Here is a 24110-nt window from a genome sequence, read left to right as displayed (position 1 = left end):
CTCCTGTCCTTAGCGATCAAAACCAATCGTTCGAATTTCGTAAGGCTTCAATTGTTTCACCACTTCTTCATGTTGCTTTTCTTCTAGCAAATTCAATAAGTGTGCCACCTCTTTCCCATTTTTTTCTATTTCAATCTGAGCTTGGTTCCCACTCATATTGAAGCCTCTGACAACAAGTGCATCATCATCCGCACTATTTTTCACTGCGGTTACTGCGAATGTCTCCCCTTTAATCATTAAGTAAGCATCCTTCGCGTTTAATAAACCTGCATGTCTTGACGTTTGTTTCACACTAAAGGGAATTTGCGCAGCATAAGCTCGTTGATACGTAGCATACCGTCTTTCCTTTTCGCTATGAAAGTCAATGCCATAGTGGAACGTATGTGTCCCTAAACATTGTGCTTCTGGTGTTGGGAAGTACCCCCAATCTCCCATTTCTCCGACTGCTCTTAAAAGAGTCAATGCAATCGTATTATTTTCCGGTAATACTTCATATTCATTCAAGCCAAAATTAGAAACCGTTATTCCAGATTCCTCATCATGGATATTAACAAACGCATGCTGATGTTGGGGATTGGTTGGATTTTCCCAGCTTTTGCTTACTTGATTTGGTCGAGTAACCACTTCATAAATACTATCAGCTTCATGGGTCTGTGTTTCGATTCCTGTAGGAAACAATATCCGCAGACGATGATCTTTCATTTGATTATCCAATGTCGTTTCAAATTTTAAGCGCGAAGAATCTTTTTCCATCGTTACTAGCGTTTCAATCGTTAATTCTTTCATCTTTGATGAACGGCCAGCTTTGCGATAACGGAAATCTACAACTGCCTTTTGCTCTTGTTCTAGTAAATCTTCTGCTGCTTCTGGGATTAACATTTGTTGAACGATTTTAATTTGCGCTATGAATAATTCATCTTTTACTACTGAAATTTCTGCGGGATGATGCTTAGACAAAATAGGCGTTGTTCCTTCTGGTTGTTTAAAGATATATTCATTCCCAATGTCTCCTGTATCTTCAATCAACAATAAGTTGTCATAGCTCTTTTCTGAAGACTTATCCAATACTTCAAGGGTTCCATCTTCATTGATTGTTACAGTTAGACAGCTATTTTCCAGAACATAATTCTTTGAATCTTTGATCATAGAATCTATTTCCACATCTAAGTTTTCCGTTGGCTGTAATGCAAATGTAGCCCATGAGAAAGGCGCCATATCACTTATTAACAGCTCTACTTCAACATATTTAGCCATATAAGGGACTCTAAAACGATCTTTTGGCAACTCATAACCAAAGCAAGTCTCTGGTTTTGAAACAGTCGCTGAAATTTGTTGTCCCTGTGTATTGATTACTGCAAATGCAGGAGTATCACTATCAACTAGCCCTTCCCATAGTTCATGAGGAATTTCCTCTTTAAATGGTTTTCTTTCAATCTCAATGCGTACTTTTATGCTCTCTGATTTTTGATAGCCAGAAGTATTAAACACAACAAATGGATGACTTTTTTCTGGAAAATCTTCTGTATTTACTGCGATAACTAATTGAGATAACGCTTCCTCTGCCAAATATTTCCCAACTTCATTGGCTTTTTCAAACCTTGGAATCATTTCACGATGAACTTCATCTACAGAACAGCCGCAAATACTATCATGAGGGTGATTTTGCAGCAATAGTTTCCATGCGTAATCTAATTGGTCATGAGGATAATTGCCAGTCAATTCGTAAGCCATTGCTGCCAAAGGTTCTGTTCTATTTTCTAATTGACGTTCCACAGCTGTATTCCATTGCTTCAGGTAAACTCTTGCCGAAGCTGTATTAGCTAAAGTAAACCAGCCGTCTGTCTCCTGGCTCGTCAACTCACCATAAACTGTACCAACTTTCTCCGATAAATCTTGCTGCATTTGTTTTAAATACGTATCAAAATTCGAGTGGATAAATTCATATTCTGGAAATAGTTCATTTGCTAAAGCTATTGCTTTTGTGATATCTTTTTGAACAGGTTGATGATCAACACCATTCATCATCAATAAATGATCCGTTGATGCAAATTTTTCAACTTCTGCTAATTTTTGCGTCCAAAAGGCTAACGCCGCTTCCTTTTCTGTAGGTATCTCATTGCCGTTGCTGTACCAATTTGCAAATAATAATCCTAAAACTGTACTGTCGTCCGGTCCTTGCCACCACATTTCTGAATATTGAGAAGTATAGTTTTCATCATCCAACACCTCGTTATTAAAGCCGACTGGTTTTACCCCTCTACCAAAAGCAGCAGCATCTAAGCCTGCTTGTTTCATCATTTGCGGTGTCTGACCCATATTGCCAAAAGTATCTGGGAAATACCCTAATCTGACAACGGCTCCCCATCTATCGCTTTCTTTTTTGCCAATCAACATATTTCGAACATTCGATTCAGAGCTGATCAGAAAGTCATCTTGTAAAATGTAAAACGGACCAATCCGCAGTTTCCCTTCTGTAATGGCTTTTTGAACTGCTGCTTTTTTTTCTGGTCTTACTTGTAAATAGTCATCTAAAATAATTGTTTGCCCGTCTAAATGAAAACTATCAAAAGCAGAATCCGTTTCGATCAACTCTAAGACATCATCCATTAATTCTACTAAACGCATGTGATGCTGCTCATAAGGCAGATACCATTCACGATCCCAATGAGAATGCGAGATAATATAAACTTTTTTCTTCATGATTTCACGCTCCATTTCATTCTTTTATCGCTCAACTCGTATATCAAAATAATCCATCACTAATTCACAAAACATCATATTTGCCCAAGAAAACCATTCACGTGTGTACTTAGAAGGATCATCCACATCAAATCCCTCATGCATCAAATGAGTACCCCCATCATTTGCAACTAAGGAATTTAAGATTCTTTCTTTCTCAGACTTGTCATTTGTGGTCATACCTTCCATTGCTAATGCAATCGGCCAAATATAATTTTCTGGAGTATGAGAGCTGCCGATCCCTTTTGCATATTCCCCTTCGTAAAAATAAGGGTTCTCCTTGCTTAAAATTGTTTTGCGCGTCATTTGATACGTTACATCTGTAATTTCTGTATATCCTAAATAAGGAGCTGAAAGTAGATTAGGGATATTGCTGTCATCCATAATACTCGTGTTACCAAGACCATCTACTTCATAAGCGTACACAGACTCCCCAAGCTGGTTGTGGGTTTTTCCATATCTTTGAATCCCAGCATCGATTTCTCTTTTCAAGATAGCAGCTTGTTTCACTATCTCTGTATCAGACAAGACTTCCGTAAAGATTTCTTCAATATATCCTAAGATAACGACCGCAAACATATTGGACGGCACTAAATAACCATAGCGACACGAATCATCACTAGGACGAAAACCTGACCAAGTCATCCCTGTCAGATGAACTTCAGTGCCGCGCCCTTTATTCGGCAATGTATCTTCTAATCGAGTTGTGTCACGTTCAAAGGTATAAGGGGAATGTTTATGTTCTTGCTCCGTTTTGAAAACGTTCAAAATATGCTTCACACCTTCAACGAAGTTTTCATCAAATTGCTTTGTGTATCCAGTATTTTTAAACAATAAGTAGGCTAATTGAACTGGATAACACAGTGAATCGATCTCATACTTTCGCTCCCAGATCCAAGGATTCATCTTAGTGTGATCCGTTTGATGCCCCGCACTATTCGGTATTTCATTAAAGGCATTCGCATAAGGATCAATCGTGATATAGAAAAATTGTCGTTGAACCAATCCACAAATCATCTCTGCAAGTTCTTCATCTTCTTTGGCAACCACTAAATAAGGGCGAACTTGGGCCGTTGAATCTCTCAGCCACATCGCAGGAATGTCTCCTGTCAGCAAAAAGGTTGTTCCATCGTCTTGCTTCTTAACTGTAGTAGTCAGAGTATTCGCAAACGCTGCATTAAAATTCTCAGCCCAACCTGCATGCTCTTTTCCACACAACTGAGTCATCTTATCCATAAAAACTTGTACAGAGTTCGGTATTTTGTTATAAATCATAATAGCCTCCTTGTCAGTTGATATATCATTTAACAACGAAAGTATATGCTAATGAAAGCGTTTTGTCCACTGTTTTTTCTACTATTTTTGAATTGAACTCTTTTTCTTTCTATGTTAAACTACCTTTAATGATATATCATTTAACGATTAGGAGAACAACTATGTCTAAACCACTATATAAAAAAATTATCGATGACTTATTACATGCTATTGAAACTGGTAATTTGCAGGAAAATGCACAACTTCCTACAGAAAAGGAATTATCTCAAACCTATAACGTCAGCCGTATTACCTCTAAACGTGCACTCACAGAGTTAGAGAATCAAGGCTTGATTTACCGTATACAGGGAAGAGGCAGCTATGTCCAAAAGCGTAAACCCATGAAGAAAAAAGTAGCTCGTATCTTATTTTTGATCCCCTTTGTAAATGACCTTTCACTTGGCAACTTCAATGAAGGTCTAGCACCTGTCACAAGTAAGCATCAATATGAAGTGATCATGTCTTCATCCGAATTTTTGATCAATAAAAAAGCAGCTGATATTATCGAAGACTTTGACGGAATGATCTATTATGCTCATAATACAGAAGACTTTCTAGACACACTGTTTGAGCTATCCATTCAGGAGTTTCCAGTTATTATCTTAGATAAAAAAATTCATGATCTATCTTATCCAACAGTACAATCGGATAATTTTTCAGGTGGTGTGATGGCAACAACTTATTTAGCAGAGCTAGGGCATCAACGAATTGCTTATATTTTTGGTGAAACTACCTTGCCGCAATCGGTACGTCAACGCTATTTAGGCTACATCCATGCAACAAAAGAACAACATTTATCGTTCCATACTGCGTTAACGGATAAACAATCTTTTTTAAATGCTGATGTCATTCACTATTTACACGAAAATGCCATTACAGGAGTGGTCTGCGAGAATGACTTAGTGGCAATTTCTTTAATGAATCTGGCAAAACGAGCGAATATTGATATACCTAATCAATTGTCAGTTGTCGGCTTCGACAACATTCAGGCAGCTTCATTGATCGACCCATCACTAACAACCATTGCACAAGATTTTAAAGGCATGGGGACACTTGCTGGAACAATGCTGATCGACTGGATTGAAAAACATAAAGTCCCGACTGACCAGCAAATCCCTGTAAAACAAATCATTCGACACTCAACAAAGGAGAATCAATAGATGAACCCAACATTGATCGATACTAGACACGGAACAGATAATCAGCACTCTTTTTCCAATGGCAATTGCCTGCCTTATACAGGTGTTCCTTGGGGCATGAATTATTTTGCCCCTCAAACGAATGGAGAGAATGGCAGCTGGTGGTTCAACCCCAGAGACCCCGTCTTTCAGGGATTTCGACTAACACATCAGCCGAGTCCCTGGATGGGGGATTTCAGTTACTTTGTGCTATTACCTTTTAACGGTCAATTGAAAGAACAGACACTCTTTCATGCCCAATCTTCTTACCGACCAAATAAGAGCGTTTTCAGACCTGACTATTTAGAAATTAAAGAACAACGATATCAATTGACTACACGCATAATCCCTAGTATGTACGGAGGTGTGTTGACTGTTCGCTATAGTCAGCCGAATGCAAATCTGTTACTTTCATTACCTGGAAAATATCAACTGACGGTAGAAGATGACCAGACAGTTTCCGGCTCTATAATAAACTACGCAGGTTGTGAGGATTCTCATTTTTCATTTTATTTTACGCTTCACTTTCAGCAACCATTAACTTTTGAAACTCCTATTAAAAAAAATGGAGAAGATGACTGTATTGCTTTTACTTTTGGCGATATTCAAGAACAAACCGTTCAATTTGGCACTTCTTTTATAAGCTGCGATCAAGCCAAGCTGAACTTATCTCGTGAAATTCATTGGAAACCTGAAGATTATCTCAAAAATTCTGAGGAACAATGGTCGCATTATTTAAGTAAAATCGATATCCAAGATAAAAATACCAAACGTCGCTCGACTTTTTATCATAATTTATATCGTGCTTTTTTATTCCCGCAAACCTTTTATGAAAAAGATGCTAACGAGAAAATTATTCATTATGATACGTTGGCTAAAGAAGTAAAACCAGGGTTTCTTTATACAAATAACGGCTTTTGGGATACTTATAAGACTGTTTATCCGCTCTATTCATTGATCGCTCAAGAAAAATATGCAGAAATGCTGGAAGGTTTTTTAAATAGTTATCGAGAAAGCGGCTATTTGCCTAAATGGCTTTCACCTGATGAACGTGGCTTGATGCCCGGAACCTTGATTGATGCGGTAGTAGCTGATGCCGCAGTGAAAGATATCCGTCCTGATCTGATGCCTGAATTTTTAGAGGCCATGATCAAAGGGGCAACAATTCAAAGCGAGAATTCAAACTACGGTAGACAAGGAACCAACGATTATTTAACCTATGGATATGTGCCTGCTAACTATCACGAGTCAGTAAATCATACCTTAGATTATTGTTACAGTGACTTTTGTATTCGCCAAGTTGCTAAAAGCTTGGCAGAGCATACGACTGCTGAACACTATGAAAAACAAGCCAAGAATTATTTATCTATTTTCGATCCTAACACTGGCTTTATGCGGGCGAAACACACAGACGGTAGGTTCAAAGAACCCTTCAACAGCCATCGTTGGGGCGAAGATTATGCTGAAGGTAGCGCTTGGCAGAGTAGTTTTGCTGTATATCATGATTTCAAGGGCTTGATTGCTGCTTTCGGCGGCCAAGACAAATTCCAAGAGAAATTGATCGATTTATGTAATCAAGCACCTGTCTTTTCTGCTGATGGATACGGGTTTGAAATTCATGAAATGAGTGAAATGGCTGCCACAGAGTTTGGTCAATTGGCCATTTCTAATCAGCCTAGCTTCCATTTTCCTTATTTATTTAGCTATATTGGAAAGCCAGAGTTTGCTCAGCCATTGCTAAAACAATTGATGACCCAAGAATTTAATGATAGTCCTACTGGTTTCCCAGGAGACGAAGATAATGGCAGCATGGCTAGTTGGTATATTTTTAGTTCATTAGGGTTTTATCCTGTTTGTCCTGGTTCAGGTGAATATGTGATCGGGATGCCTTTATTTGATAAAGCTATTCTTCATTTATCTACTGGTGAAACCTTGACTATTTCGACTAGTCCAAATCAAGAACAGCAACAATTTGTGGACCATATTCATTACAATGATTCTTTACACGAGGGATTAGTGTTCACTCATGCTAGCTTGATGAATGGAGGTACGATCGACTTTACTTTAGGGACCGTACCTAGACCGAGACAATACAAAGAAGAGCAACGTCCATTTAGCATTTAATTGCGTTTGATTTACGAAAAAAGCAAGCACAAGAGTTCTGTTCTTGTGCTTGCTTGATTATTCTTCACCCACCGAATCATAATGATGTTTATATTTTTCTCGAAATTCTTTAGGGGTTAGATCATTCATTTTTTTAAAAATTTGAGAGAAGTAAGTACTGTTGTTAAAACCGATTTTATCAGCGATTTCATTTACATTATCGTCCGTATAGAGTAACAGATTTTGTGCTTTTTTCATACGATATTGGTTCAAATATTGAGAGAAACTCTTCTTAGTTTCTTTTTTAAATAATTGCCCCAAGTACATTACATTAAGATGCAATGATTGAGCTACACATTTCAACGTTAATTCACTTGTATACTCAGAACGAATTTTATCAATCACTTTTTGCACATTTTCTGAATAGTCATATGCTATTTTTTCCCGTGTGATTTGAGTCACTGTAGTCGATAAAATATCGTGCAGTTCATCAGCATTCGATGAATGATTGATATCATCTAGAACTTGTTGATACTCGCCTTCATCCAAATGATTAAAGCGGCGATAGATATCCATAAACAGCATAAACGTAATATGGCGAACATCTTCTGGGCGGGCACCAATTTTTTGCGTTTTAGCAAAAATTTCAGCAATCGTGCTCTCGATCGTAGTGAAATCTCCAACCATCAACGTTTTATTAAAATTAATAATATCTGCTGAAAGATCGAAATCATCTGAAAAAACAGAATATAACACATTATTGCCACTTGCTTCATAAAATTTATAGCGTTGCAACGTCTGATTTGCTTTTTCATAGCTATCCGGTACATCTTCCCAATCACCAACCGTCTCGCCGACACTTATCAACCAACTATCGTCTTCATTTGCTTTTAAAGGATTTGCCGTTAGCAGTTGGTTCAATTGATACTTGCCACCTCTAAATATATGTACAATCAGACTTTTATCCCCTAAATTTCTAGTAAACAATAAAGATTGCAGCTGGTTTTCCAGCCAGTCAATAACGGTGATTTTTTTCTCACGATTAACCTCTATCAATAAAACAGTCCACTCTGATTTTTCTGCCGTATTGACCAATCGGTCCAACTCTTCATAACTGTCCTTGTCGATTTCACCATTCACCCATTGAGATAATAAAATTTCACTATACAAACCATTTCTAGTTTCTTGCTGACTACGGTCATCTAAACGTTTCTTTGCCTTTTTAACACTTTTTAAAAGCTCGACCTTATCAACAGGCTTCATCAAATAATTGATTGCCCCTAACTGCAGACCGCCTTTTAAAAAGTCGAATTTTTGATAGCCAGAGAGAATCATAAACTCAAACTCTCTAGCCTCTTTTTGGGCAGCTTCAATAAATTCTAACCCTGTCATTTCCGGCATTGTAATATCAGTGATCACCAGATCGATAGCCTCTGTCTCCATCATTGTTAATGCTTCTTTTGCATTTCGTGCCGTCCCTTTGATGGAAAAGCCTTCTGCTTCCCAAGAAATAATTTTTTTTAATCCATTTACGATCATATATTCATCATCAACCAGTAAAACATTGTAATTCATTCGATTGCTCCTTTACTTTATGACTACTTGTCGCAACATGATTTTGCTGTGAAATATGAGGACTTATTTGAAGTGATTATTTCTATGATTTCTTTTAAAATCAACTATTTTCAAGAAAGGGGATCATTGAAAGATAGCATAATTGCAATACCTTTTGTTTCATTCGGCGTAATCGTCATCAAAAATGAAGGGCCGAAATAAGCTCGCAAACGTTCATTTACATTCTGCAATCCAATCGAATCGTGCAGTTCGATTTGCTCACTCTTCAATTTGCTTTGAATCAACGCTAGCTTTTGCAAAGAGATTCCTTTACCATTATCACGAATCAAAACCTTCACTTGCCCATCAACTAAACGCGCTTTCACACTAATAGCATTGTCATTTCTAGAAAAATCGATGCCGTGAACAAAATAATTTTCAATCAAGGGCTGAACCGAGAATTTTGGTAAAACAAGATCCTTTAATGCCTCATCGATCTCAAAGTGATACGCAATTCGATCCGGATACCTCATTTGATACAAGTATACATACTTTTCACAAAAACTTAGCTCTTTTTCTAGGGTCGTGGTCTTAGCCTGATCGGTATTGTTCCGTAATAAAGTTGAGAATGCATATACAACGTCCGCTAACTCCTCGCTTCCTTCACTTAACGCATACATACGAATATACTCTAACGTGTTATATAGAAAATGGGGGCTGATTTGCGACTGTAATGCTCTCATATGCGCATCTTGTTGCTTGATTTCCAACTTATAAATATCTGAAATATATTGTTCTATATTATCCAACATCGTGTTGATACCTTTAGAAAGCTCTTTTAACTCAAACTGAGTCTCCTGTTCATTGATTCGGGTATTTAAATCTCCTTCAGAAACGAGTGCCATTGCCCCCATAATAATATCAACTTGCTGAGAATACTTAGTAAATGTGCGATAAAGTAAGTATAACAGTATTAAAATCAGCACTAAACCGCCTAGCATCAAAATACGTAGTTCAAAAAGAACATGTGTCAGAATCTTTTCCTTAGAAATCGTCACTAAAATTTCAAACTCACTTGCTGTTTGGATATGTTCCAAAATATTATTTTCCATTAATTTTTGAAGTGGTAAGACAGAGGTTTCTTTCATTTTTTGCTGAATCAATTGTTGATCTAACGTATTGTTTTTTTCCGTATACGTCAATAATGGATTTCCTGTACTTGAAAATACATATGCTGATAATCCATCAAATGTCGTTAAATGAGTTAAACTATCAAGAATATCTTTTTGAGAAAACTCAACATAAAAACTTCCTAGCACTTCTAATGTCACTGGGTTCGTGATCGGATAGGCTAAATAAAACTTATTATTTAGACGAGGTGTTCCATTAATTTTCTTACCGCTTTTATCTTGTGCGGTCGAAAGGTAGTAGTCATTATAATTATTCAATACAATGATGATCGATTCGATGTTATCATACATGGTATAAAAATTTTTAACTTGGCCAGGTAAAAATAAATAATTTCCAGTTTCTAATTGTTGATCGTATGAATAAGTCAAATAATCTGAAATCGGAGTATCCATATAACGATTTAAGCTATTGATTTTCTCTTGATTTTCTTTCAGCTCATTCAGCATGGTTTTTCCTTGTAAATTCTTATCATTGATCGAACGACTAATTGTATCAACAGCTTCCTGCGCAGTGACTTTCCCTCTTCCCATCGATTGCCAATAGGTATTCATCCCAATACTGAACATGCCGACTAAAATCAAGGAAACGAGGATCAATGCATAATTTTTGAGTAATCGGTTCAGTAGCGTTTTTTCATTAAAGAAAGAAGGTTTTCGTTTACGCATGGAGTTCCAATCGTTGATCGATCGTTTGTCGCCATGATTTTGTTGCCGTAAAGCTCCAAATTTGAATCATAGAAAACGTTCCAAATAAAATCAGTCCTTTGAACTTCCAGGTAATGAATAAAATCAAGCAAAGACCAAGTGCAATCTTCAAGAGATTGGTAAAATTAGATAACGTTGAAATAAAAGCTAGCTTCAACAAATTCTTTAATCCGATCTCATAATAACTATCTAATAACAAAGTGTACTGAAACGTCACAACTGCGTAAACCATTGCATAAACCAAAAGAAAATCAATCATCAAAAAGGCCAGTCCTTGGATTTGAACAGATAAAAACAAATTATAAGCCAAGGTCACTAACAGCAAAACAGCTCCATAAAAAAGGACATTCCCTCTGATAAAATTCCGCTTAAAACAATCCCAACCTTCTTTCAAGGTACTATCTTTATACTCAAATTCATGACTGACAAATAGTTCATTCACTGTTTTCAAAGCTGGTCCTATGCCTGCTACGAGTAAACCACAGCAACTAAATAGCCAAAAGAATAAATTCAATTTTATAATGACCCAAATTTTAATAAATAACGTTTCTAACGCTTTTCCAACCATCTAATTCTTCCTTTCTACTTCTTTACTATAATAAATAACTCTTCAAGATATTCCAAATATAAAAACTGCTGTCTCTAATATACTACGCAGTTTATGCTGAATTTTTTTTTTCAAAAAAGAACCAAGTAAAGACGATGAATCATCGAATCACTTGGTTCCAGCTATTATCCGAGTTTTATTTTTTCAAAAAGTCATCGTATTGGGTTTGCATTTCAGTCAAGACTTTGTCATAACCGGCATTAGCAAGTGCTTCTTTCAGTTTAGGAATTGTTTCTTCTGGATCAACAGTCCCTGTATTTAGGCCATCTAAATATTGGCTCATAACGTTAGCGATATTACTCATTTCAGTTTTCACATTTGATGTCACAAAGTTAAAGCCTAAAATTGGGGAAGTTTCAGCGTTCGCAATCGATTCATCGCGTTCTTTGATCATTTCATCTGTAATCGTATCTTGTGTATATAAGATTCTATTGTTTCCAGTATTCCAAGCTGGTAAATGCGTATTGGGTTTGTACCCCTCTAGCAATTTGATTTTATCTTCTTTACCGTCTATCTTTTCCCAAGCTTCGCCTTCAATGCCCCAGACCAAACCATTTAGCAGTTCTGGATCACTATTGATTTGTCCTAGTACTTCTACTGCTTTTTCTTTATTTTTAGAGGTATTTGAAACAACAAAATTGGCCATTCGAGCTTGGTCACTTGATTTCAATGGTACCGTAAAGGCTTTAGAAACTAACGCTTGTCCCGCAGCATTGCTCAAAATCGTATCACCGTAATCGTAAGGCCCTTGTGTTTCTTGACGAATGAACCATGTATTTCCTTCTAATGGAAACTCTGTATTACTTGTCGCTGCATCTGATGGAATATACCCCGCTTGATACCACTTATGCATTGTTTTCAGCACGTCCATAAAGTCTTTGTTTTCGTATTGGTTGACGATTTTTTTAGTATCACCATTCAAGTCGACAGCAAATGGATAGCCATTTCCGATTGGAAAATCAAAGTCTCCTTGTGCTTTAAACCCTTGACCGATCGCAAATGCTGCGATATTCGGTTCTTTTTCATGGAACGTTTTTAGGACACTTTCAGCATCTTTGTAAGAGTTGATATTGTCGATCGATAAATTGTATTTATCCAAATATTGTTTATTGAATGTCAATACTTGTTGCGAGTAAACATTCCCATTTACAGGGAATGCATATAACTTACCATCTACTAAATTTCCTTTGATATACGCTTCATCTAACTGATCGTATGCATCTTTGGCAAACTTAGGCGCTAATTCTGTTAAATCGGCATAGGCACCTTTTTGCGCATTCGGTACATAATTATCAGCAAACGCAATATCATAATTTTCACCCGAAGAGACAATCACACTCATTTTCTTCTCGTAATCACCCCAACCAATGTATTGGATATTTAGTTTAACGCCTGTTTTTTCTTCGATTCTCTTATTCGCCACTTCCATCAATGCATCATAATTGTCCGGTTTATCTCCAATTTGATACATCAATAACGTATTCTCATCCGTCTTTTTACTACTTCCATCCGTTTTTTCTTTACCGCTTCCGCCACAGGCTGTTAACGCCCCTAAAAGAACAACTGCTGTACTTAAACCGACTACTTTTTTCCACGTCTTCATTACTGTTCCTCCTCGTAATTTAAAATAGTAACAACATTCCACGTCTCTTCAGCTTGTAAATTTCAACGTCCGCTCATTTTATTCACTCTGTTTTAAAGCAAAAGCTAAATGAGCGAACTTTTTATTCCTTAACTCCGCCAATCGTTAACCCTTTGACAAAATACTTTTGGAAAAATGGATAACTGATCGCAATCGGCAATGTTGAAATAACGACAATCGCCATTCGCGCTGATTCTCCTGGTATCGCCGCCATCCCACCAGATAATTGACTACTGGCTCCAGCATTTTGGGTCAGATATTGAATATTATTTTGGATCTTCATCAATAAATATTGCAGTGGAACCAAGCTATCCTTTTGAATGTATAAAAGTGCGTTAAACCAGTCATTCCAATACCCTAAAGCGGCAAATAGACTGATTGTTGCAATCCCTGGAACGGCTAGTGGCAACACGATTTGAATAAAAATCCGCATCTCAGAAGCACCATCGATTCGAGCTGATTCAATGATCGAATCAGACACTGAACGTTTGAAAAAGGTCCGCATCACTATAATATTAAACGGACTGACCGCCATTGGCAAAATCAACGCCCAAATCGTATCTTTCAATTGAAGTAAATTCGTCATCACTAAGTAATTCGCCACCATCCCTGGAGAAAATAACATCGTAATCAAACAAAATATCGTAAAAAAACGACGAAACGGAAAATTAGATCTTGAAATCACATAAGCATACAATGACGTTGCAGTACTATTGATCAAGGTTCCAACGACTGTTACCAAAACAGTTACAAATAATGCTTGAAAGATTTTTTCTTGCATCTGATCAAATAAATAAGTATAGCCGAAAATACTAAATTCCTTAGGCCAAAAACTATACCCATGAGCGGCTAATGCTGTTTCATTACTAAGTGAAATTGCCACAACAAATAGAAACGGCAAAATACAAGATAGAGCGAAAACTGCGATCAACACATTAAAAAATAAATTGACAGGTCGATTAAACGACCGAATTGCTACTTTTGAAACTGGCTTTTTCCTCAATGTTTTCACCCTCCTTAGAATAATGCCGAATCATTGTCAAAGCGACGAACGATTCCGTTTGTAATCATCAATAAGACAAAACCGACTGTTGATTGATACAACCCAGCCGCTGCTGTCATTCCAATATCTCCTGTAGCAGTCAATCCGTTAAAGATATACGTATCCAAAACAGAGGTGACCTGATACAAGGAACCGGAATTTCTTGGAACATTATAGAACAAACCAAAATCAGCTCTAAAAATATTGCCCACAGCCAAAATCGTCATAATCGTCATCAACGGCAATAATTGAGGAATCGTGACATTCTTGATTTGCTGCCATTTGCTGGCACCATCGACCATTGCGGCCTCATAATAAGTAGGATCGATTCCCATAACCGAGGCAAAATAAATGATACTATTATACCCAATTCCTTTCCATGTTCCGATAAAAATCAAGATAAACGGCCAAAATTTCGGTTCGCTATACCAATTGATTGGCGTACCGCCCTGACCTACAATCCATTGATTGAAAATCCCTTTATCTGGACTTAAAAAGGCATACACAAAATACCCAATAATAACCCATGATAAGAAGTACGGCAAAAGAGACATTGTTTGATAGACTTTTACCAAACGCTTATTCCGCAGTTCACTCATCACGATTGCAAAAAATACAGAAATGACAAGGTTCAAAATAATAAAAGTCACGTTGTACAACACTGTATTTTTCGTAATCAAAAAGGCATCATTAGAAGAAAATAAAAACTTGAAATTCTCTAAGCCAACCCAAGGGCTCGCTTTTAAACTAGCAATAAATCCATCTGGTGAAATATGGAAATCCTTAAAAGCTACAACATTGGTCAAAACTGGAATGTAAAAGAAAAAAATCATCCAAACCATCGCTGGAATCGCCATTAAAATCAACGCTTTATATCGCCATATATTCGTAAAAAAAAGCGAGCTCTTTGACTTTTTCTTCATTTCCCCAACTCCTTTCATTAAATTGTCTACATTAATATTGTAGCGCTTTCAAAAAAGGATAAGAATAAACAAAATATAGGTATTGTTATAAAAAATATAGATTTCATCTAAATAAAACAAACTCAATCGCCATTTTCTTACGGCACAATAATCAAGAGAAAAATAGTCACGCTTATTAAACTAATCACACGTTTTCTATATTTTTAACATACCTTAATTACAAAGAGTTAGAACAAACCTTTCTAAAAAAGAAACGCACGTCTTTCTCCCACTAGATTATCTAGCAGAATCAGAGCGTGCGTTTTTTTCTCAGAATTGACTATTTATTTGCTTTCATTAATTCCAATGGTGAATCTATTTTACTTTCTACTTTTTTCCCTTCAAAATGATCATATGCTGCTTGTAATGCTAATTTCCCCATCTCAACAGGTTGTTGAGCAACGGTTGCGGCCATTGTTCCATCTTTTACTGCTTTTACGCCATCCTCATTACCATCAAATCCAATAACAAGTACATCCTTTTTGCCCGCTGCTTTCAATGCTTCCACCGCACCAAGCGCCATTTCATCATTTTGAGCAAACACAGCCGTGATATCAGAATTTGACTGCAACATATTTTCCATAACGCTCAATCCTTTAGCGCGATCAAAATCAGCGGACTGACTTTGTACCACGTTCAGCTCTTTTTCGGCAATAGTTTCAAAGCCTTTTCCACGCTCACGAGTAGCTGAAGCGCCAGGAGTCCCTTCAAGTTGAACCACTTTTGCGCCTTGACCAACTTTTTCCACGATAAAGCTTGCGGCCATTTCTCCACCTTTGACATTATCAGATGCAACTAACGTTAAAATATCCCCTCCATCCGAGCTTCTGTCTAGCGTAATCACTGGAATATTTGCTTCATTAGCAGCTTCCACTGCTGGCTGGATCGCTGAAGAATCAACGGGATTAACCAACAGGACATCGACGTTTTGTTGGATTAAATCATCAATATCATTACTTTGTTTTGAAGCGTCATTTTGCGCATCGGAAACAATCGTCTTTGTCTTATTTTCATTTGCTAGCGTAGTGATCCCGTCTTTAACTGAAACGAAAAATGGATTATTTAATGTAGAAATACTTACGCCCACTTTTAGCTCTCCAGCTTTTTTCTCTTCCACTTTGTTATCTTCTTTAGACTCATTATTCCCTAAAGTTGCTGCACCGCACCCTGATAAAAGTAAGCTTGCTGCCATCATTGAAATGAACAATTTTTTCATAGTCATCTTCTCCTTTATTTAGTTATTTATTTTGTTTTCGGTCTAGCAATACTGCGACAATGATCACTAATCCTTTGACGATTTGTTGATAGAAACTGGATACCCCTAATAAATTCAAGCCATTATTGATTGTCCCGATAATCAACACACCTATCAAGGTTCCAAATAAACGCCCTTTTCCACCTGATAAACTAGTCCCTCCTAACACAACTGCAGCAATTGCATCCATTTCATAAGATTGACCTGCCGTAGGTTGCGCCGAATTTAAACGAGAAGTGAGGATGATCCCTGAAATTGACGCCATCAATCCTGAAATCGTATAAATGATAATTTGAATTCGGTCTGTTTTCACTCCAGCTATTTCTGCGGCCTTTAAATTTCCACCGACCGCGTAGGTCTTTTTTCCAAACGCAGTTTTATGAAGCAACATATATAATAAGAAGAAAAATACCAACATAACAATGATCGGAAACGGTACGCCAAACAAATAGCCTTTGCCCATAAATTGAAAAATAAAACTTTTACCAATTCCTGTGATTGGATTACCATCGGTGTAAACCAGTGTTGCACCACGATAAATCGTCATTGTTGCTAAAGTCGCGATAAACGGTGCCATTTTCCCTTTCGTGATCAAAAGTCCATTGACCATTCCTAAAAAAGCGCCCAAAATCATACCAAACAGCATCGCTAAAATCGGAGAAATACCGTTAGCAATCAGTCCTGCCGTCAACGCTCCCGACAAAGCTAATGTCGAGCCCACTGACAAATCAATACCGCCCGTCAAAATAACAAAACTCATCCCAAATGCAATCAAGGCATTAATTGACACTTGGCGCAATAGGTTTAATAAATTATTGGGTGTAATAAAGCTAGGGTTTAACACCGTTACAACGATCACTAAAGCGACCAATGCAAGTAATGGGCCTAATGATCCTAAGGCAATCTTTTTCTTTTTTATATTTTCCATGCTCAATTCCCTCCCGTAGCTAAGTTCATAATTTTTTCTTGTGTTGCTTCGCTTTTTAAAACTTCTCCAGCGAGTTGTCCTTCTCTCACCACGATGATACGATCACTGACACTCATTACTTCTGGTAAATCACTGGAAATCATGAGGATCGCCACACCACGTTGTGCTAATTCATTCATCAATAAATAAATTTCGCGCTTTGCACCAACATCTACACCCCTAGTCGGCTCATCTAAAATCAGCACTTGGGGACCTATCCCGATCCATTTAGCTAATACCACTTTTTGCTGATTACCACCTGATAAACTACTGGCAGGGACATCCTTATTTTCTGCCTTCACTACGAGACGTTTGAGTAATAACGCCACAAATTCATCTATTGTTTTTTGCTCCAGCAACCCTCGCTTACTAAATTCATCCACTGAAGGAAGCACAATATTATCTTCCAAACTAAAATCAAGGATCAATCCCTCATCTTTGCGATTTTCTGTTAGAAAACCAATGCCTTTTTTGATTGCATCAGAGGGCTTACGAATAGTGATTTGCTCTCCATTTAATCGAATTTCGCCAGAGTCATAGCGATCAATCCCAAAGATTCCTCTCATAATTTCAGTTCTTCCCGACCCCATTAATCCTGAGAAACCAAGTATTTCTCCTTCTCTAACTGAAAATGAAACGTTTTCAAAAAGACCGGTAGACGTTAGATTTTTTACTTCAAATTTTATAGCACCGATCGGGGTTGTTTTTTCTGGATAAAAGTCTCCAATGTCACGCCCTACCATATCTCGTACGATTTGATTCACATTGACTTCAGAAATTTGATGGGTGCTGACTGATATCCCATCACGCATCACTGTAATCCGATCACACAAGGCAAAAATCTCTTCCATCCGATGAGAAATATAAACAATTGCTACCCCGTTGTTCTTTAATCCACGAATGATTGTAAATAAATTATCGATTTCCGTTTCTGACAATGCTGCTGTCGGTTCATCCATAATCAACACTTTTCCATTTGTCATCAGTGATTTAGCAATTTCCAACATTTGTTGTTGCCCTACAGATAACGTATCAACTTGCGCTTCCAAGTTTAATGAGATATGCAGTTCATTGAATATCTTCTTGGCTTCTGCTGCCATTTTCTTGTTATCCAATAATCCTAGCTTTGTTTTTAATTCTCGATTAAGATACATATTTTCCAATACTGTCATATTAGAAAACGTATTCATTTCTTGGTGAATAAAAGTTACGCCGAATTCTTCTGCTTCTTTGGCATTTTTAAAATAGTGTTCTGTTCCATCAATATAGATTTTTCCAGCATCGCGTTTATGCAAGCCTGTCAAAATATTCATTAATGTTGATTTGCCGGCACCATTTTCCCCCATCAACGCATGTATTTCTCCTGATATTAATTCGAAATCAACACCTTCTAACACTTTATTCGTTCCAAAACTTTTACTGATTCCTATCATTTTAATTTCCATGAGATTACCCCTCTCATTTTCTAAAAAATTACCGCTGACTGTAAAATCACATTTGCATAGGGTGTATCTTCTCCAGTTCGAATCACAGCTTTTACTTCTTTGCTAAGTTGTTTAAACTCATCATGAGAAACATACTCAATCTCTGGGAGCAACTCTTTTAGTTGTCCATGTAATTCAACATTGTTCTCCTTGATTTCGGTTGCTAGTACAGCTTTTTCTACCGCTACCTCTTCTAAAATCAATTCCAAAACAGAATAAAATGATGGCGTTCCCTGCTTTAAAGAAATATCGATTTGCTTGACATTTTCTGGAACAGGCAAGCCACAATCACCGATAATAATCCGATCCGTATGTCTAAGATCATCCACAATTTTAGCGATCTCAGAATTTAAAATCCCTCTTTTTTTCATAAACTAGCGACCACCTTTTCATACATCGGAATACCGTTTTGGGCACCTTTTGTTTGAATTGCAATGGCTGATGCCGCATTCCCAAGTTTCAGACTTTCTGCAATTGTTAGTCCTTCTAAAATTCCCTTTGCAAAATAACCATTGAAGGTATCCCCCGCGCCTGTTGTATCGATAACAGTTGCTACTTTTTGTGCAGGTACGATCACTTCTGCTTCACCATCAAAGAACGTTGCACCTTGATCGCCCAAGGTGATGATCAATTTATTCGGATAGTTTCGCAATACTTCTGCTCGTTCTTTATTTCCAAATAGCAATACTGCTTCATGCTCATTCGGGGTTAGATACGTCACTTTTTCTATATATTCTTCTGAGATTTCTTTGGCTGGCGCAGGATTGTATAATACCTGAATACGCTGAGTTGCACAAAAATCAATAATATACTCAATCGTTTCTACCGGAATTTCATTTTGTAAAATGACCATTTCCATTTGTTGAAGTTGTTGTTGGTACTGTTTCACAACATCAATGGATAGTCGATCATTGGCTCCTGGAATAATAATGATCCGATTGTCACCATCCATTACTTGGATATGTGCAGAGCCGCTCTCTGCAGTATCAACGGTTTGAATCATATCTGTGTTGATGCCATTTTCTTTTAAATTATCGATCAGTGCTTGACCAAAAACATCCTTCCCTACTGCTCCGATCATTGAAACGTCTAAACCTGAACGGCTTAAAGCGATTGCTTGATTTGCTCCTTTACCACCAAAAAAGGTCTGAAAACTCTCTCCTACCAACGTTTCTCCTTGATTTGGAATAATTTTAGTTGTTACAACAAAATCTGTTGATATGCTGCCAATTACTGCTACTTTTTTCATTATTTCATCTCCATTCACAATGTGTAACCGGTTACCTATAAGCATACATTAACACCATTCGGCGAAAATGTAAACCTTTTCAGCGTAAACTTTCTCCTTTTTGCAAGATGACCGGTAAGATTTTTTCTTGTTTTTCCCCTGCTGCTCCTGCTAAAAGCTGTATCATGAGTGATGCAGCCGTTTCCCCTATTTCATAAACTGGTTGCTTAATGGTTGTCAATTTAGGATACGTCATCTCTGAAAAAGGAATCCCATCATAACCCATTATTTGTAGGTCTTTAGGGATCGATAACCCTTTTTGTTGCGCTTTTTGCATAATTTTTAATGCTAGATAGTCATTCGAGGCAATCACCGTATCTACATTTTCGTACTCTTTAAAAAAGGTATCTGAAATTTTATCCACTTCATTGACGTTGAATGAGCTTGTTTCAAATACTTGGTAATGATCCGTCTGTCCTTTTAAAGCATCTTTTAGTCCTTTCAATCGCTTCTTCGCACTCTGAAAGGCTAAATCCCCAGTAATGATCAAAATATTTTCAAAGTTCGTCTTTAGAATTTCTTCCCCGATTATCTTGCCACCTAAATAATCATCCGGTAATACCTTATTAAAATCACCAGCGTACACTCTGTCGATGCCAACAACTGAAATATCCGTTAAAGGTTCAATTGGTAACGCTGTGATGATTCCACTTACATTATTTTGGATGAAGGTCGTGATGTATTGTTGTAGCTGTTCTTTTGAATCCGATGTGTTTGCTAGCAACATCATATAGCCATTTTTAATTAACGTTTCTTCAATGCCTTTTGCCAATAAAGGAAAATAGGGATTGGCAATATCGGGTAACAAAACTCCTATGATTTTTGATTTTTTTTGAAATAAAGAACGTGCTACTTCGTTTGGCACATAGTTTAACTCATTTATTGCTTCTGCAATTTTTTCCCCAGTTTCATTTCTTACATAGCCATTTTTATTGATATATCTGGAAACACTGGCAACAGATACACCAGCTTTTTTTGCTACATCTTTGATTGTTACCATTTAAGGCACCCCTGTCCTGTTTTCTCGTATCTTTATTTTAGAGGAAACGCTTGTAAAAAGATAGTTGGACCCTAAAAAAACAATGTCTGCTTCTCATGAGAGAGCAAACATTGCTTCATTCAACTATTTTAATGGATTATTATTTAAGTACAGATAATAAAAAGATTTTCCACTACCATTAAGTGGTGAGCGATCAGTAATCTGGTTATTAGATAAATCTAAAACAGACGCTTTCTTTAAATTCTGTAATGGCGAGATATCTGTTAATTGATTATGTGATAGGTTTAACGTGCTCGCTTGTTCTAACTTAGAAAAACCAGTAATATTTGTAAGTTTATTCCTTGATAAATCAATTTCGTTTACTATCGCTAACTGTGAGAAAACATCAACATTTTCTATCTGATTGTTTCTCAAATTTAAGGAGTAAAACTCTTTCAAGTTGGCTAAAGAACTAATATCTGAAATATTGTTATTCGAAAGATTCAAGGACCCAATTTTTTCCAAATTCGCTAACCCTGAAATATCTGTTAGCTCGTTATGACTTAACCAAAAAGTCAAATCCGATAAATCTTTCAAATCTTTCATCCAAGAGATATCTTTGAAACGGCTATCGCCAATAGAGATTGATTCTAGGTATTCCATCGTTTCAATCTGTGGCATTTGTTCAATCACCATTCGAAAAACCTCTAGCCTTTCCAACATCGGTAATTCATTTATAAAACGAAGATCATGAATATACGATTCAGAAAGTTCTAATCTTTTCAACTTCTTTAAATTCGCCAATCCTGTAGCATCAACTTGAAGAGTATTTTCCATATCAACAGGATTTCCTCCTACAACATCACCAAATAAATTTAGCTCTTCTAACTCTGGTATAAACTTGGTCCAAGAAAATTCAGTTACATCTGTATAAACAAACAGACGATTTAGGTTCCCTAAATATTCTATCCCGCTAAACGAATGAACAACTTCTAAATAGCTCGCACCAAAATAGTTTAAACTCAATAAGTCTTCTCTACTCACCGTATCATAAACCGAGAGGCCAAGTGAATTAGCCACTCCATTTCCCATTGACGGATCTTCGAAAATATTGGCTATTTTTGCTGGAAAAACGCCATTAAACTTCGCTGGTACATAAGCAATTCCCTGATCTTTGATTTTTTTTATCAGAGCTGCATCAATCCATTCTACTCGTGATAAGTCATCAATCGAATGGAAGAATCCTTTATATCGTTCCCAGATAAAGTCATTTACATTATCTTCATCAAATCCAATAATTTTTTGCAACTCGTCATAATCAGCATAATTAATATTCACTCGTTCATTGTAGACGGTTAACATTTGTTCTTTCCTAACAGTGCCATCTTCTGTTTCGACCTTGATCACAACTTTACCAGCTTTTAATGCTTTTACTTCTCCCGCTTGATCTACTGTTGCTATATTTTCATCTGAGCTTTTCCAAACAAGAGTCTTATTCGTCGCATTTTCCGGACGCACGCTAGCTTCAATTTTCGCTTTTTCTCCAACTTCTAGTTCATCAACGCTTGAGTCGAATACAATTTCCTTCACTGGAATTACTTCAGCTTTAAAGGTATCATTCATTCCAGCAAAACGCGTTTCATAAACATGGGTATAGGCTGTCCCAGCTTTTTCGATCCCTGTAATTTCAACTTTGTAAACATCATTTTTTTCAATCGTATAATTATTATTGGGTCTAAAAACGACTGTTACATAGCCACCTCTTGCATAGTAGCCAGGTTTTGGATTTTCAAGTGTTAATTCACCACCATCCGCATCATTGCTAATAACAGTACTTTTTCCTGTTGCTTGATTTGTTAATGTCACAGCTACTTTATCTGTCAGCTTATAGCCTTTTTCATTAAAATGTACTGACCAGCGCATATTTTTTTCATAGAGGTCTGGCATGTTTTCTTTATACGAATTAGCCATATAAGGATTATCCACATTGTATAATTCATAAGGGAAAATCCCAGAACTTGGCCACTGAACAATAGTATCATTTTCATACCTTGTACTGATTCCTTTATAATCATCTCTAATATACGTAGAGGTAAAATAATTCATTTCGCTCGCTTCAGTAGCAGACTGATTTGCTTTGGCATAACCAAATCCCATATCTACACCTGATAAACTCAACATACCTGTACGATGTCCTACTGTTTTATTCCCTTTACCCCAATCTACAACAAACGCATCCTGATGACTATTTAAAGACGCTTCTTTTTGGTTTGAATGGATATTAGACTGCCTTGATGCTTTATTCGCCGTCAACCAAAACTCTTCAGGCATATCCGCTGGTTTTTCATACGTATCCAAATAGTGCGTTTGTTTCTGGATAGCAGCCATGCCGATTGCTGCATGTTGTGTGTATTCGGTCGATTCTGCTGCAAACGGAATTGGTGATACGCCCGCAAGTGTACGGTAAAAGTTGACTTGCTCGGCCGCCTTTTCAACAACTTCTGTTTTAAATTCCCCTAAAGTATATGTGCCATTTGCCAGTACCGGCAGTGTTGAAAACTTATCCGTCTGCTTAACATCAGCAACCACATCTTGATAACTCTGTTGAACAGCTTTGATCTTCTCAACTTCCTCCGCTGGAACATAAACTACTTCGGTGGCTGCCTTCGTTGTACGCGCTTTTTTTCTTTTCTCTGGAATACCAGGCTGCAAACCTTCACCTACAACATCAGCTATCGTCGGCTCCTTCAATTCTTCCGCATACACATGCGAACCTACTCCTACAAGTAAGCCAATCGCTACTATTCCTACCCAAAATCTTTTTTTCATTTTTTCCTCCTAATGTTTTTTTCTAAAAATACAGTTCAACTGAATTTTTAGCTATCTTTATCATACCAAAAAAAAGAAATAACAGTAACTTGTTTTTATTTTAATATAAAATAAATATTATTTTAGATATAAAAAAAGTATCAAAGGCATAACTCTTCGAGTTACATCTCAGACACTTAAAATCCGAATAGATGAGGCTAGCAGGCAGAATCATCTCCTTCTTATTACTCAGAGTTAAACACTTCTACCTCCACTTCTGTGGCTTAGTTAAT

The 24110-nt window shown here is 37.0% G+C and carries 17 protein-coding genes; 2 read left to right on the top strand and 15 right to left on the bottom strand.

The features are described 5' to 3' along the window. Positions 1-9: 9 nt before the first annotated feature. Entirely contained in the window at positions 10-2700 is a 2691-nt protein-coding gene (locus IGJ55_RS01810) for an alpha-mannosidase (protein WP_430607219.1), read from the bottom strand. A 24-nt stretch (positions 2701-2724) separates the two neighbouring features. Beyond that, a complete protein-coding gene (locus tag IGJ55_RS01805; protein ID WP_430607218.1) occupies positions 2725-4014 on the bottom strand; it encodes a glycoside hydrolase family 125 protein in 1290 nt (429 codons plus the stop codon). A 161-nt stretch (positions 4015-4175) separates the two neighbouring features. Here IGJ55_RS01805 and IGJ55_RS01800 point away from each other — a divergent pair, with 161 nt between their 5' ends. Next, positions 4176-5213 carry a GntR family transcriptional regulator gene (locus tag IGJ55_RS01800; protein ID WP_069641159.1) on the top strand — a complete coding sequence of 346 codons (1038 nt, stop codon included), beginning with the start codon at positions 4176-4178 and terminating at the stop codon, positions 5211-5213. Continuing rightward, a complete protein-coding gene (locus IGJ55_RS01795) occupies positions 5214-7355 on the top strand; it encodes a GH92 family glycosyl hydrolase (protein WP_429951049.1) in 2142 nt (713 codons plus the stop codon). Positions 7356-7412: 57 nt separating this feature from the next. Here IGJ55_RS01795 and IGJ55_RS01790 read toward each other — a convergent pair whose 3' ends face one another. From IGJ55_RS01790 to IGJ55_RS01730, 13 genes are all read right to left on the bottom strand, one after another. Continuing rightward, positions 7413-8909, bottom strand: a complete 1497-nt coding sequence (locus IGJ55_RS01790; protein WP_429951051.1) for a response regulator transcription factor — start codon at positions 8907-8909, stop codon at positions 7413-7415. 110 nt (positions 8910-9019) lie between these two features. After that, positions 9020-10744 carry a sensor histidine kinase gene (locus IGJ55_RS01785; RefSeq protein ID WP_429951052.1) on the bottom strand — a complete coding sequence of 575 codons (1725 nt, stop codon included), beginning with the start codon at positions 10742-10744 and terminating at the stop codon, positions 9020-9022. Continuing rightward, positions 10737-11351 (bottom strand): YesL family protein, encoded by a 615-nt coding sequence (locus IGJ55_RS01780; RefSeq protein WP_430607217.1) that lies wholly within the window; start codon positions 11349-11351, stop codon positions 10737-10739. The genes IGJ55_RS01785 and IGJ55_RS01780 overlap by 8 nt, the downstream gene beginning before the upstream one ends. A gap of 175 nt (positions 11352-11526) precedes the next feature. Beyond that, positions 11527-12993, bottom strand: a complete 1467-nt coding sequence (locus IGJ55_RS01775) for an ABC transporter substrate-binding protein (protein ID WP_429951053.1) — start codon at positions 12991-12993, stop codon at positions 11527-11529. 121 nt (positions 12994-13114) lie between these two features. Then, the gene (locus IGJ55_RS01770) at positions 13115-14035 is read right to left on the bottom strand and encodes a carbohydrate ABC transporter permease (RefSeq protein WP_069641153.1); all 921 of its coding nucleotides are present in this window, start codon (positions 14033-14035) and stop codon (positions 13115-13117) included. Between the two features lie 14 nt (positions 14036-14049). Next, entirely contained in the window at positions 14050-15015 is a 966-nt protein-coding gene (locus tag IGJ55_RS01765) for an ABC transporter permease (RefSeq protein ID WP_422851585.1), read from the bottom strand. Positions 15016-15316: 301 nt separating this feature from the next. Then, on the bottom strand, positions 15317-16252 hold the full coding sequence (locus IGJ55_RS01760; RefSeq protein ID WP_430607216.1) for a D-ribose ABC transporter substrate-binding protein: 936 nt from the start codon (positions 16250-16252) through the stop codon (positions 15317-15319). Positions 16253-16274: 22 nt separating this feature from the next. Beyond that, positions 16275-17219: an ABC transporter permease gene (locus IGJ55_RS01755; protein WP_069641150.1), complete on the bottom strand. Its 945-nt coding sequence runs from the start codon at positions 17217-17219 to the stop codon at positions 16275-16277. 2 nt (positions 17220-17221) lie between these two features. Beyond that, positions 17222-18703 carry a sugar ABC transporter ATP-binding protein gene (locus IGJ55_RS01750; protein WP_430607215.1) on the bottom strand — a complete coding sequence of 494 codons (1482 nt, stop codon included), beginning with the start codon at positions 18701-18703 and terminating at the stop codon, positions 17222-17224. A gap of 20 nt (positions 18704-18723) precedes the next feature. Continuing rightward, on the bottom strand, positions 18724-19113 hold the full coding sequence (gene rbsD, locus IGJ55_RS01745) for a D-ribose pyranase (RefSeq protein ID WP_069641148.1): 390 nt from the start codon (positions 19111-19113) through the stop codon (positions 18724-18726). Then, positions 19110-19991, bottom strand: coding sequence for a ribokinase (rbsK, locus tag IGJ55_RS01740; protein WP_429951061.1), 882 nt, complete (start codon positions 19989-19991; stop codon positions 19110-19112). The genes rbsD and rbsK overlap by 4 nt, the downstream gene beginning before the upstream one ends. 79 nt (positions 19992-20070) lie before the next feature. Next, positions 20071-21030 carry a LacI family DNA-binding transcriptional regulator gene (locus IGJ55_RS01735; protein WP_430607214.1) on the bottom strand — a complete coding sequence of 320 codons (960 nt, stop codon included), beginning with the start codon at positions 21028-21030 and terminating at the stop codon, positions 20071-20073. A gap of 123 nt (positions 21031-21153) precedes the next feature. Then, positions 21154-23838: an Ig-like domain-containing protein gene (locus IGJ55_RS01730; protein WP_430607213.1), complete on the bottom strand. Its 2685-nt coding sequence runs from the start codon at positions 23836-23838 to the stop codon at positions 21154-21156. Between the last annotated feature and the right edge of the window lie 272 nt (positions 23839-24110).

Source organism: Enterococcus sp. AZ170 (assembly GCF_050545135.1).
Taxonomy (GTDB): Bacteria; Bacillota; Bacilli; order Lactobacillales; family Enterococcaceae; genus Enterococcus_L; species Enterococcus_L ureilyticus.
This window is presented reverse-complemented; position numbering and strand designations above follow the sequence as displayed.